The organism is Leptolyngbya iicbica LK, from assembly GCF_004212215.1.
Taxonomy (GTDB): domain Bacteria; phylum Cyanobacteriota; class Cyanobacteriia; order Phormidesmidales; family Phormidesmidaceae; genus Halomicronema; species Halomicronema iicbica.
Genome location: NZ_QVFV01000004.1, coordinates 225,396 through 237,591, shown reverse-complemented (window position 1 = coordinate 237,591; position 12,196 = coordinate 225,396). Strand labels below are relative to the sequence as shown.

Annotated in this window: 13 protein-coding genes; 5 read left to right on the top strand and 8 right to left on the bottom strand. The window is 54.8% G+C overall.

Features of this window, described 5'->3' with window-relative positions; translation table 11 throughout:
* Window positions 1-122: 122 nt before the first annotated feature.
* The 3 genes from DYY88_RS16835 to DYY88_RS16825 form a co-directional block, all read right to left on the bottom strand.
* Window positions 123-956 carry a cyanophycinase gene (locus tag DYY88_RS16835; protein ID WP_039726457.1) on the bottom strand — a complete coding sequence of 278 codons (834 nt, stop codon included), beginning with the start codon at window positions 954-956 and terminating at the stop codon, window positions 123-125.
* 118 nt (window positions 957-1,074) lie between these two features.
* On the bottom strand, window positions 1,075-3,246 hold the full coding sequence (gene recQ, locus DYY88_RS16830) for a DNA helicase RecQ (protein ID WP_039726455.1): 2,172 nt from the start codon (window positions 3,244-3,246) through the stop codon (window positions 1,075-1,077).
* Between the two features lie 142 nt (window positions 3,247-3,388).
* The gene (locus DYY88_RS16825) at window positions 3,389-3,751 is read right to left on the bottom strand and encodes a tetratricopeptide repeat protein (RefSeq protein WP_052288360.1); all 363 of its coding nucleotides are present in this window, start codon (window positions 3,749-3,751) and stop codon (window positions 3,389-3,391) included.
* A gap of 555 nt (window positions 3,752-4,306) precedes the next feature.
* Here DYY88_RS16825 and DYY88_RS16820 point away from each other — a divergent pair.
* Window positions 4,307-4,489 (top strand): DUF2256 domain-containing protein, encoded by a 183-nt coding sequence (locus DYY88_RS16820; protein WP_242517631.1) that lies wholly within the window; start codon window positions 4,307-4,309, stop codon window positions 4,487-4,489.
* Between the two features lie 10 nt (window positions 4,490-4,499).
* Here the strand turns inward: DYY88_RS16820 and DYY88_RS16815 are convergent, their stop codons facing one another.
* The 3 genes from DYY88_RS16815 to DYY88_RS16805 all read right to left on the bottom strand — a co-directional run bounded on the left by DYY88_RS16815 (window position 4,500) and on the right by DYY88_RS16805 (window position 6,906).
* Window positions 4,500-6,152 carry a glycoside hydrolase family 3 N-terminal domain-containing protein gene (locus DYY88_RS16815; protein WP_044151163.1) on the bottom strand — a complete coding sequence of 551 codons (1,653 nt, stop codon included), beginning with the start codon at window positions 6,150-6,152 and terminating at the stop codon, window positions 4,500-4,502.
* Window positions 6,149-6,598 carry a 30S ribosome-binding factor RbfA gene (gene rbfA / locus DYY88_RS16810; protein WP_039726453.1) on the bottom strand — a complete coding sequence of 150 codons (450 nt, stop codon included), beginning with the start codon at window positions 6,596-6,598 and terminating at the stop codon, window positions 6,149-6,151. Before rbfA ends, DYY88_RS16815 begins: the two co-directional genes overlap by 4 nt.
* A 104-nt stretch (window positions 6,599-6,702) precedes the next feature.
* Window positions 6,703-6,906, bottom strand: a complete 204-nt coding sequence (locus DYY88_RS16805) for a DUF751 family protein (RefSeq protein WP_039726452.1) — start codon at window positions 6,904-6,906, stop codon at window positions 6,703-6,705.
* 219 nt (window positions 6,907-7,125) lie between these two features.
* Between DYY88_RS16805 and DYY88_RS16800 the strand changes: the two genes are divergently transcribed.
* Entirely contained in the window at window positions 7,126-7,977 is an 852-nt protein-coding gene (locus DYY88_RS16800) for a DNA adenine methylase (RefSeq protein WP_039726451.1), read from the top strand.
* Window positions 7,978-8,073: 96 nt separating this feature from the next.
* On the opposite strand, the gene DYY88_RS16795 is transcribed toward DYY88_RS16800, so the two are convergent.
* Entirely contained in the window at window positions 8,074-8,664 is a 591-nt protein-coding gene (locus DYY88_RS16795) for a late competence development ComFB family protein (RefSeq protein WP_052288359.1), read from the bottom strand.
* A 204-nt stretch (window positions 8,665-8,868) separates the two neighbouring features.
* Complete coding sequence (locus tag DYY88_RS16790) at window positions 8,869-9,354, bottom strand: carboxypeptidase-like regulatory domain-containing protein (RefSeq protein ID WP_052288358.1); 486 nt, start codon at window positions 9,352-9,354, stop codon at window positions 8,869-8,871.
* 190 nt (window positions 9,355-9,544) lie between these two features.
* Here DYY88_RS16790 and DYY88_RS16785 point away from each other — a divergent pair, with 190 nt between their 5' ends.
* The 3 genes from DYY88_RS16785 (at window position 9,545) to crcB (ending at window position 12,069) form a co-directional block, all read left to right on the top strand.
* On the top strand, window positions 9,545-10,714 hold the full coding sequence (locus DYY88_RS16785) for a cysteine desulfurase family protein (protein ID WP_367889304.1): 1,170 nt from the start codon (window positions 9,545-9,547) through the stop codon (window positions 10,712-10,714).
* A gap of 12 nt (window positions 10,715-10,726) precedes the next feature.
* The gene (locus DYY88_RS16780) at window positions 10,727-11,455 is read left to right on the top strand and encodes a DUF1995 family protein (RefSeq protein WP_039726449.1); all 729 of its coding nucleotides are present in this window, start codon (window positions 10,727-10,729) and stop codon (window positions 11,453-11,455) included.
* Window positions 11,456-11,592: 137 nt separating this feature from the next.
* Window positions 11,593-12,069, top strand: coding sequence for a fluoride efflux transporter CrcB (gene crcB / locus DYY88_RS16775; protein ID WP_052288357.1), 477 nt, complete (start codon window positions 11,593-11,595; stop codon window positions 12,067-12,069).
* Window positions 12,070-12,196 lie beyond the last annotated feature (127 nt).

Genomic DNA, 12,196 nt, shown 5'->3' with positions numbered 1-12,196 from the left:
GGCACTTGTCAACAGGTGATGACATTTCGTTAGAGAAAGTCAGCGATTATGGCAACGGAGTTAGCTTGACAGGAGTGATTTGGTTCCAGACAATTTGAGCCGCCAGCCTAACATTTCAGGACTTAGAGAGATGGGGTCATTTCAATCACTGAGGCACAAATTGAGCGACTTTTGTAGTTGTAGCGATCGCCCGCGCTTAGCACGTGTACTTGCAGGTCATGCAGGCTCAGGGGAGAGGTAACATCAGACAAACGATGATTCGTATGGGTCAGACCACCGGGATCAATAATCGTGACCGCGCCTTTGCCGATCACCTCGAACGTGCCGTCGCCACGAAACGCTGCACAGGTGTCTTCGTCAATACCGATGCCCAACTTATCGGGATAAGCTGCGATCGCGCTCAACAGTCGCGCCATACGATTGCGGTTATGAAAATGCTGGTCAACCAGTAGCTCAGGAATGATACCCAGGCCATCCATCAGGTCAACTAAAGAACGGTTGGGCGATTCACCGCTACTACCACCGGAAATCATTTTTTCGCCCATCACTGCAGCGCCCGCACTGGTACCTGCAACCACTAGTGTCCCCAAGTGCAGACGCCGCATAATGGCCGCCATAAACGTGCTGTTGTTGATGAAGTCAAACAATCGCACTTGATCCCCGCCGGAAAGAAATACCCCTGTGCAGCCATCCAACAGTTCTAACCAACGATTTTCATCGCACTCTCGGGGACTGCGAATGTCTAACACTTGAACGTTTTGGGCACCAAGTTCGGTGAAGATTTTGTAGTAACGAGCACCAACAACACTGGGCTCTTGAGAAGCACAGGGAACGATGCCAATCGTGGCTTGCTGACCGCCCGCGCTCTCAAAAAAAGCCGTCAAGATGGTAAGCTTACCGACCTTATCTTCTGCCCCGCCAATCGCCATGATGGGGTATCGGGTCGGAGTCGTCATAACCTAACAATCAAAGAAGTTTATTCACAGCAGTGCATAAGCACTCATAAAGAATAGCTTAAAATCTGACGGCAATACGACATTTAGAACAGTTAGCTGACGGATTGGCAGCGGCGTCTTAGGAGGCATCGCTGAGATGCCGCAGAGCCCCCTGCACTAAACGAATCTCGTCATAGGAATAGGTGTCTCCTAAGTGATCCCGCACAGCATTCAGATAGGGACTGTCTACCGTTTCAAGGGCTTGTCGAATGGCCACCTGACGGTCGGTCGGCACGAGGTCATCTAGGTTGACGGGAGCGCCGGTGGCCAATAAGGCTACTAGGTGGCCGACGATGGTGCTGTGGCGCAGATTGCGCAAGCGAGCAATCTCATCTAACGAGTGACCAGCCTGGTAGAGTTCGAGGGTTTGGGTCTGGGTTGAGGTGGGCGCCGAGGCACGCTGGGGCTGGGCTGCCGGGGACTGCACGCCATGCTCTACGCAGTAGGCGTTGATGGCGGTGACAAAGTCTTGACCGTACTGCTCAAGTTTGCGACTGCCCACGCCGGAAATGCGGCTGAACTGTGTGAGCGATCGCGGCATTCGTTGCGCCATTTGCCGAAGCGTGCTTTCCGTAAACACGATGTAAGGGGGAATGCCCTGAGCATCGGCCAGGCGTTTGCGGAGCGATCGCAGTTGAGCCAGCAGTCCAGCCGCTTCAGCAGAGGTTTCGACGCTGTCTTCGCTGCCGCCTTTGAGGGTATCGGGAATCGCAATCTGCACGACGAGTTGCTTACGGAGCACCTGCCAACTTGCTCCGTTGAGCTTTAGCACCGGAAAACCGTCAGTGGTTTCTTCCACTAAGCCTTGATGCAGTAGCGATCGCCCCAGGAGTTTCCATTCTTCGGTAGAACGATCTTTGCCAATGCCGTAGGTCGAGAGCTGGTCATGCTGGAGTTCCAAAATCCGCTTCTTTTGCGACCCGCGCAGCACGTCGATGATGTGCACCATGCCAAAACGCTCACGACAGCGAGCCACGCAGGAGAGAAACTTTTGCGCCTCAATGGTCCAATCTTCAAGCGGCTTGGGATAACGACAGTTGTCGCAGCGATCGCACTGTCCCGGAAACATCTCGCCAAAATAGCTGAGCTGAATTTGGCGACGGCAGACCGTGCTCTCGGCGTAATCGAGCACCTGACGCAACTGCTGGCGGGCAATTTGTTGCTCTTGCTCGTCGGCCTTTTGCTCAATGATGTAATTGATCAACGACACGTCGCCATAGCCAAAATACACCGTGCAGTGGGCGGGCTCACCATCGCGTCCGGCTCGACCTGACTCTTGGTAATAGCTTTCGAGGGTACGGGGGAGGTCGTAATGGGCGACCAGTCGCACGTCGGGCTTATTGATCCCCATACCAAAGGCGATCGTCGCCACCATAACTTGCACATCGTCTCGAATGAAGCGGTTTTGATGCTCACTGCGAGTGTCGTCGGACAAGCCAGCATGGTAAGGGAGCGCCGCGACCCCATCTTGCTGTAAGCGACTCGCCAATTCTTCCACGTGCTTGCGGCTGAGGCAGTAGACGATCGCTGCCCCCGTCAGGGCTTTAATGTGACGCAGTAAATGAGCATAGGCCTGTCGATCTTTCGGCAAGACCTCGTAATACAAATTGGGCCGATTAAAACTTGCCACAAAGGTGGCAGGCGTTTGCAGGGCCAATTGTTGACAGATGTCTTCTCGCACGCGGGTGGTGGCGGTGGCCGTTAGGGCCATCATCGGCACTTGGGGAAAGCTTGTTCGTAATTGATGCAGTTGCCGATATTCCGGGCGAAAATCGTGGCCCCATTCCGAAACGCAGTGCGCCTCGTCAATGGCAAATCCGGAAATCCCGACCTGCTGATGCAGCCGGGACAAAAAGGGCCAAAATCCTTCACTCAATAGCCGTTCCGGGGCGACATACAGCAACTTGATTTCCCCGGCCAACAACTGCCGTTCTCGCTCTCTGACGTCAGCTAGATTCAGGCTACTGTTCAAAAAGGTGGCGGCAATACCGTTGTTGCGGAGCGCATCGACCTGATCTTGCATCAGCGCAATGAGGGGCGACACCACCACCATGATCCCCAGCCGCAATAGGGAAGGGAGTTGATAGCACAGCGATTTGCCTCCTCCGGTCGGCATCACAACGAGGCAATCTTGATGATTCAAAAAGGTCTCAATGACGGCGCGTTGATCCAGCCGAAATTCGTCGTAGCCAAAAAAGTGCTTGAGAGCCGACTCTAAAGACGGAAATTGGGTAGAGGCAGGGGCAGACATGTCACACAGCTAGCAGTTGCTCAGGCCCTAGTGTACCGAGAGGTGCCAATGAGCGTCGTGAGTGGTCTTAACAACAATCTGCCCCGGTGGATGATGCACTCGCTGCTCGCCACCGAAGAGTAGAACTGTGGGCGAGGCACCGTCACGCGGAAAAACGCTTGGTTACGGTCTTTAATGCTTGCCAGCAGCGTGCCCAAGGACGCTGAGTGGGGTGAGGAGTTTGCTGATCAGCGATCGCTGCCGCCTGAGCATAACAGGCATAGGCTTCGTCATATTGCCCCAGACGATACAACGCCACGCCCTTAAATAGCCAGGCTTGAGGATGAGCGGCACTCAATTCGAGGGTCTGATTGCAGATTTCTAAAGCGGCTTCGGGTTGGTCGAGGTGCAACAAACAGACGGCTTGGTTGACCGAATCATCCAGGGTGCGATCGCGATCAGCCACCTGCTGAAAGACTTGCAGTGCCTGGTGATAATTGCCCGATTCAAGCAACGATAATGCCATCTGGGCTGTCGATGTTTGGAGCGTAATAGAAGGGAGCTGTTGTGACATTATCAACTGGAGGCTAGGGGGCACATCGGCAACGAATTTTCAGTACACTAGCGGCCTTTAAGGTACCCAAGAGTGGAGCAATTATCGACATCAACAAGTCAGAGAAAGCTCTAACTAGGAGCGAAATCAATACCTTGTATGTTCGCCGTTGAATCGCCTTAGGCAGTCACTTTGCTGGTCGCAGTTGACGGCTAAACATATGGGCCACTCAACATCTATACAGAAGTTCGTTGAGGCCCACAGTAAAGATCTGCAAAAATTTACTGTAGTCAACTAATATTTATTTTCTGCACTTCATCAAAAGTAGTTTGCAGCTGGGCTTGTAGACGCTTTCAACGCCATAGTGAGTACTGGCCCGACCAAGAAGACTGTCCCCTCATTCAGGCACCGACACGGCCCCCTTTCGTAGCGCGTCAGCGTCATAAGCCATTGCCTGGTCATAAGTGGCGTGATGTAACCGAGGTGGCACTAATCAGCGGTCGGCATGGCTAGACATTTGGCGTCATCATGAGAATTGAAGCATGTAAGGCAGTGATGGGACGGCAGCGATCGAAATCTGATTTACCCACCAAGATGTGTCCAGTGTGTCAGCGCCCATTTACCTGGCGTAAAAAATGGGCCGACTGCTGGGACGACGTGAAATATTGCTCCGAACGGTGTCGGCGACGGCGATCGCAAGCCTCCAGTTAGTCTCACGCCATCAGTTGGTAAATGTGCGATCGCCAACCGTGCGGACCTTAGTCGCAAAGAGTTGCGTCAGCAGCACCGCTTGGCCCTCAGGCGTCTGGCTATATGTAAAACCGTAGGGGACAGTGGGCGGTAACTCCGCTAGCAGCGACTCCAGCACATAGGGGCTGCCATAAACCACCAGTCCCACCAGAGAGTTTTGGGCATTTAACTGGGTAAAACACTGCGCGGCAAAATCGCTCAATCCCGCCCGCCCACGAAAGGGATTGCCGCGGCTAAAAATTTGCAGCAGGGTCGGCGGCAGAGAATCGAAATCGAGTGGTGCCAGGGGACACGATCGCCCGTCCACCAAGCGGGTGCAATAACCCTGGGCAGTAGGAATCGCGATCGCCCCGGCTTGCGGACTCAGCCAGTCCGCCATCAGCACATCATCGACAATCACCAGGGACTGGGGCGCTGAGTCCAACCGATCCGTAACCGTACCGCGCACCGTCATCGATGCGGTCAAAATGTTGTGCAGGGTCTGCCTCGCGGTGGAGGTCGCCAACTGCTCCAACTGCACGGGCGGCGGCGGAATATGTTCCCAAGCGTGGCAGGTTTCAGGGGGAATGGTCAGGGCATGGCTGACTTTTTGCTTGGCTCGCCAAATCCGTGCCACTGCCGCCTGAATCACGGCGGGATTTAATCGCCCTATACGCACTGCCTCCGCCACAGCTGCAATCGTGCCCGCCGGATCAGCGGGCATGAGTAACACATCGGCCCCTGCTTCCAAAGCCATTACGGCCGCTTCGTAGGGACCATAACGCTCAGCGATCGCCCCCATAATCAGCGCATCCGTGACAATCAAGCCCTGAAAGCCCAAATCGCGCCGCAGCAGTCCGGTCAAAATGGCGGGGGAGAGGGTGGCAGGCAGTTGCGCATCAAAGGTGGGCACTCGCAGATGAGCCGTCATCACGGCATCCACTTGCTGAGCGATCGCCGCCCGAAACGGAGCCAGTTCGACCGCTTCCAGACGGGCCAAATCATGGGGAATTTCGGGCAAATGCAGGTGCGAATCGACGGCGGTGTCGCCATGCCCCGGAAAGTGTTTGGCCGTAGTCAATATGGGAAACTGCTGCGCTCCCTGGATAAAGGCGCGACTGAGTTGACTCACCCGTTCCGGTGTGTCGCCGAATGCTCGCACATTGATCACCGGATTGTCAGCATTATTGTTGACATCCACCACGGGCGCTAACACCCAGTTCAAGCCGATGGCGATCGCCTCTTGGGCGGTGATGGCCCCCATTTGTTGGGCGTAGTCACACGCGAGGGCCAGATCTCGATCAGCGATCGCCGATAACGCCATCGGCGGGGGAAAGTGGGTGGCTCCGGTAAACCGCTGGCCCACCCCTTCTTCAATATCGGCGGCAAGGAGTAGCGGAATGTCTGCCCAAGCTTGGAGTTGCTGCGATCGCACCCCGACCTCGACGGCACTGCCCCCCAGCAAAATCACCCCGCCAATCCCTAACGTCTCTACGCAATGTCGCAGACTCGTCTGATCCAGCTCCCACTGGGGATAGCGGCGCTGATGATCAAATAAATATCCCGATGCCCGGACCACGACGAGTTGAGCAATCTGGGCTTCTAGCGACAATGACTCGAAATCGGGCAAGCCGAGGGTCGTCACTCCATTTCCTCAGTCGCTGCCGGCACGTCAGTATCGCCCTCCAAATCAGCGGTCTCATCACTGCTCGGCTCTTCATCTGGCTCTTTTGAGTCGCGTTCGGCACTGAGCTGGTTGATCAACGACAGCACCCGAGTGCCCCGTTCGACCCCCAAGTCTTCACGAAATAAAACTTCGGGGGTGCGCCGCAGCCGAATGCGCTGCCCCAACTCGTGCCGCACAAATTTGGTAGCGGCCATCAACCCCGCCATGGTTTCCGCCCGCGCTTCCTCAGTGCCGTAAATGCTGACAAACACTTTGGCGTGTTGCAAATCGCCGGAGACTTCCACATCGGTCACGCTGACCATGCCCGCCCCCACGCGATCATCTTTGATGTCAGACATCAGCATTTGGCTGACCTCCCGCTTGATAAGGGAAGCCACTCGGGCGACTCGCCGATCGTTAGCCATGACAATACTTCTCCCAATAATTCAAAAACTGACCATCCACCGGGGGTCAGTCGGGTTGCACGAGTCTTCTGATCTCGTTGCTGGGCTGAGGCCACTCGAAACGGTTAGGCCACCGACAACCCCAACATGGCCCTCAGGGTAAAGGTCAGAAAGACGAAGACGGAAATCACTAGACCCACCAACGCGATCGCCGTCGTCGGACGCTTGAGTAGCGGCATCAGTGGTTCAATCGCGTTGAAAAAGATCCCCAAACTAAAAGAAATCAAATATCTGGGGTAACGTGAAACATTTTGAAAAAACTCTTGCATAATTCAACCCAGCGCCACTGTGCGTTGACTGGCAGCGCGATCGTTGCTGCGATATAACTTCGGTTTTATCCTATCGCAGTTCAGGAGTGAATCATTGATTTGGCCGATGACCGACAGCGTTTACAATGAGTACATCTGTATCAAAGCGGGACAAAGGTCGAAACCGCTGGTAGAAACCGTTCACTGCCAGGGTTGGGCGATCGCTCCCGACATCGCTTCATGACAATAGCTCTGCAAACTCGGTGTCAGCCTCGGCCCTTTCTCAAATGGGCAGGGGGCAAAGGGCGGCTATTGGAACAGTATCGTCGCTATTTTCCGGCTCAGTTTCGCCGTTATCACGAGCCCTTTTTGGGGGGCGGAGCCATCTTCTTCCATGTGCAGCAGTTCTGCGATCAGGCGGTATTAGCCGACTTGAATGAGGAATTGGTAAATGTCTATCGCTGTGTACAAGCGGATGTGGAAGCGCTCATCGCCCTCTTGCAACGCCACCAATCGGCGCACTGCCGCGAATACTACTATCAAATGCGGGCGCAAACTCAACTGCGATCGCCCTTATCCCGGGCTGCCCGTCTGATTTATCTGAACAAAACTTGCTTTAACGGCCTCTACCGCGAAAATCGTCAGGGCCATTTCAATGTCCCCATGGGTCGCTACAAAAATCCTAAAATCTGCGACGAGGTCACCCTGCGTCAGGCCGCGATCGCCTTGCAAAACACCGACATCGTCTGTGGAAAATTCACTCAGGTGCTGGATCAGGCGACAACAGCCCAGGATTTTGTTTATTTTGACCCGCCTTATCATCCCATCAGCGCCACCAGCAGCTTTACCGGCTACAACCGCTATGGCTTCCGGGCCGAAGATCAACAACGGCTCCAGCAGACCTTTGTAGCCTTAGCCCAACGCGGTGTTCAGGTGATGTTATCCAACTCCGACTGCGAGTTTATCCGCGATCTCTATGCCGGATTCCACATTCAAGAAATTCAAGCCTCCCGCGCCATCAATTCCAATGCCAAGCGCCGGGGCAAAATCTCGGAACTGGTGATCACCTCGTATCCTGTGCCGTCGATTTGATGGCACCTGAGGTTTCTCAAAAGTTGTCCCCTACGATGGACAACTCAAAGATGCGGCTTGCCAGAATTCGAAATTTTATTAAATTCCCACTCTTTTTTAGTGGCGATACATTTGGTTTTCCCACCCTGAGCTATTCAGAGGGGCAGTGGGCGATCGCTCAGCATCCTCCACCTCTGGATGACGACGCGACCATTGGGTCGACAGGTATGGGTTAGCTGCCGTCCACGTTGGCGCGGATGCCGCACACAGTTCGGTAAAAGTAGCCGTGTCTTGCTTCAGGGTTTGGAGTTTTGTCAATGCGGTTTCCCAATCTAAATTGGGTTCCCCAAAGACTTGACCCAAGGCTTGTAAAACGACTTCCGAGTCTTTGAGATGCTCGACCTTGAGCTGGCCACGATGCTCCAGCGGATCAGGTCGAGTCACCAATAAGGCATCTTTCACAACCTGACTGATGGTGGCTTGGAGCTGTTGCTGCGCATATCGGACTTGATGCTGAAATCCTTGTTGGCTCGAAGCGTATAGAGTCGGTAGTCGGTTCAGGGCGTAGGGCATCACCTCTGACCAGCGTCGAGATTTCCGAAACCAACTGGGCATGTTTTTGATTTGTCGCCACACCTCCTGAGAGACCAAGCCTTCCATCACGTTGAAGTAGCCTGAACTCGCATAAGAGTCGCCTGCCTGAGCCATTTTATTCACCTGTGGTAGAACACCCCATCAGCCGCTTGGTAGCCGTTGACTACATCGACCTCTCTTTAACGTGCTCTTGGCGAGACAAACAAAAACTCCAGCAGTGAATGATTCACAGAATCCTCACTGCTAAAGTGGCTAAATTAAAGTTTTATCAATGGTACGGGTCGGTTAGCGGCACCATACCTGAAACCTGGTCTGTGGTTATTGCTGGCTGCTCCGCCGTTGCAGCACAATCGCGCCGATCGCCAAGCTAGTGACGGAAAGAGCGGCTAACCCCATGCGCAGGTGAGCGATTTCGTGAAATTCAGTGTCGCCTGCGTCGCTGATATTTTGATAGTCGATGCCCCTATCGTCGATGGGCACGATGCGGATATCCTGGTGGCCGTCTCGTTCAAATTCAATGCGCCAGTCGCCGACCAACGTCTCGTCAGGCTTAAAGGTAAATTGTCCGGCTTCGTCAGTCATGGCTTCTTGCCAAGGGGTCTCGCGATCGCCGGGCGCATACACAATCACTTCAGCATCGGCCATGGGCTCACCCGTACTAAAGCTCGCGGTGAACTCCAGTTCCAGATCTTCTGCAAAGAGATCAACAAAGTAATCCGTTTGGGCCGCGTGAGCGAAGGCCGCAGGGGCACTACTCGCCAGCAGCGAGCCGCTGAGTAACAGTCCCGATATCAAGGTTTTCATGAGCGAATTCCTAAATGATGACGAGGCGACGCCCACAATTCTAATGCACAACTGCCCAACTGAAATTTGTCGCAGCCACCGCCTAGCGTTCCATGATGTATCCCACCGCCGCTAAGTTCCCGTAAGCACGGCCCCCCCTGCTAGGATCAAAACTGTCCCGCCGGGATCGCCACCGGACTTTCGCAGCAGAATGATGCAAATTTATCTGGATTACAGCGCCACCACCCCCACGCGACCGGAAGCGATCGCCGCCATGCAGGCTGTGATGGCCGAACAGTGGGGCAATCCATCCAGTTTGCATGAGTGGGGCAATCGGTCAGCCACCGCATTGGAAATGGCGCGGGTGCAAGTGGCGAGTCTGATTAATGCCAGACCAGAGAATATTGTTTTCACGGCTGGGGGCACCGAGGCGGACAACCTGGCCATAATGGGTATTGCTCGCCAATACGCCACACCGCAACACTTGATCGTATCGAGCGTAGAGCATTCCGCGATCGCTGAACCTGCTCGCTTTCTAACGGCGAAGGGATGGCAAGTGACCTGGCTCTCCGTTGATCACACTGGCCGGGTGAATCCCACCGATTTAGCGCAAGCGATTCGTCCAAACACGGTACTGATCTCCATCATTTACGGTCAAAGTGAAGTCGGGACGCTACAGCCGATTGAGGAAATGGGGGCGATCGCACGAGCCCGAGGCGTGTTATTCCACACTGACGCGGTGCAAGTGGCCGGGCGACTCCCCCTCGATGTGCAAACCCTGCCGGTTGACCTGATGTCATTGTCCAGCCACAAACTCTATGGCCCGCAAGGGGCTGGGGCTTTATACATCCGTGATGGCATCGAGTTATCGCCTCTCCTGAGCGGCGGTGGACAAGAAGGGGGGCTGCGTTCGGGCACTCAGGCGGTGCCTAACATTGCCGGGTTTGGAGTCGCGGCGGCACTCGCGGCAGCTGAAATGCCCTCTGAAACGGTGCGATTAATTCAACTGCGCGATCGCCTTTTTCACCAGCTTGCCGATGTCCCAGGTTTAGAGATTACGGGCGATCCCCGCGATCGCTTGCCACACCATGCCAGTTTTTGCCTGACGACGGCAGACGGCGACACCGTCAGTGGCAAAACCCTCGTCCGCCAAATGGATTTAGCGGGCATTGGTATTAGTGCCGGGTCGGCCTGCCACAGTGGTAAGCTGAGTCCCAGCCCAATTTTGAAGGCCATGGGATACAGCGATCGGGCGGCCCTCTGTGGCATTCGCCTCACCTTGGGTCGGCAAACAACCACGGCCGACATTGACTGGACGGCGATCGCCCTGCGCCAAGTGTTAGCGCGCACCCTGCCTTGTTTAACCCCTGCCAACGTGTGACCAACCACCGCCATGACTGGAGTCCCCCGCAGTATCGAAGCCGCCGTTGACCAAGCCAAAGAGGCTACCCGCGCCGCGATTCAGGCCGGATTGCCCCGCATTGTGGTCAATCTCAACATTCCAGAACTCAAGGTCATGCCCATTGCCGAGCAGTTCTATCCATTGCTGAATGAGTTGGAATTACCGTTCAAAATGTATTTCCCCGATGCGGGGGCAGCGGCCTTGGCGCGCCGCGATTGGGATAATCCTGACTTCAGCATTCGCGGCATTAACGAAATCAAAGGTCGGCTAGAACCCGATGACGAAGCTTGCCTCATCATCGAACCTTCCGCCGTTGAGGTGAATGAGGTCGAAGCCCTCTGCAATGAGGCGACGGGTAAGTACGTCGTCATGCTGAATCCGAAGCTAGAAGATATTGCCGTAGTGGGGATCGGCTATGCTGCTCGTCAACTGCGCGATCGCTTTCTCAGCACCTTAGAAACTGCCTACTATTTACAACCGTTAACGGGGGCAACGCTGCTGCGCATTTACCCTGGCCCTTGGCAAGTGTGGGGCGAAACTGCGGACGATGACTATGAGCTGTTAGGCGAGTTTCCCACCAAGCCCTCCGAGGAAGCGATCGCGAATCTCTTTGCCGATGACAGCGACTCAGACGACAATTCCTCCTCCTCTCCACCGCGTCCCAAAAAAGGTGGCCTCTTTACTGAACTCGGCCAGTTCATCCGGGCACTGACGCAATAGAGAGGCTACTGCCTCGCCACCCTCTCAGGCCCGACCATAGCTAGCTTCTCATCGAAAAATGGGTAATGCGGCGTTTTGTAACGCCAAAATATTGGCCTGTGTGTCAAGGTTGGTCTTGGCGCTCGCCCTCCTTTACTGTGAACTTTGAGTCACTGGTTAGCTTTGAAGGCATTGCCATCATGTTCGAAAAAGCCCACATACGAGCGGCGATCGCCGTCAGTTTAGGCGCGATCTCCGGGGCGCTGTGCCGCCATTACCTGAGTGCCGCCCTCAGCCAGCGCTTTGGGATAGCCTTCCCTTGGGGAACTTTGGGCGTGAATCTCAGTGGTTGTCTGGTCATGGGTTGGTTAATCGTCGTTTTCGTACAGCGAGGCCCCTATAAACCTGAGATTGGGCTCATGCTCACCACCGGTTTTTTGGGCGCGTACACCACCTTTTCTACCTATGAATTAGACATGGCAAATTTAGCCGATCGCTCTTATCTGTCTTCTAGCGTCATCTATGGTCTGGGCAGTCCCCTACTGGGGTTGATGTGTTTAGCATTGGGCAGGTTCATGGCGACTTATCTTTGGCCGCGCGCGGCGCGCGATCGCCCCTCCCCTGATGAGTCTTAGCCCAGGTTTAGGTGCCCCAATTCAACAATACGAACAGTCCGCGACAGGAGCTCAGAGAAGCGATCGCGACACTGTCACATGCATGTCTCACTTTTTCCAAGATTCGTTATCCTTAAACGCAATCGTG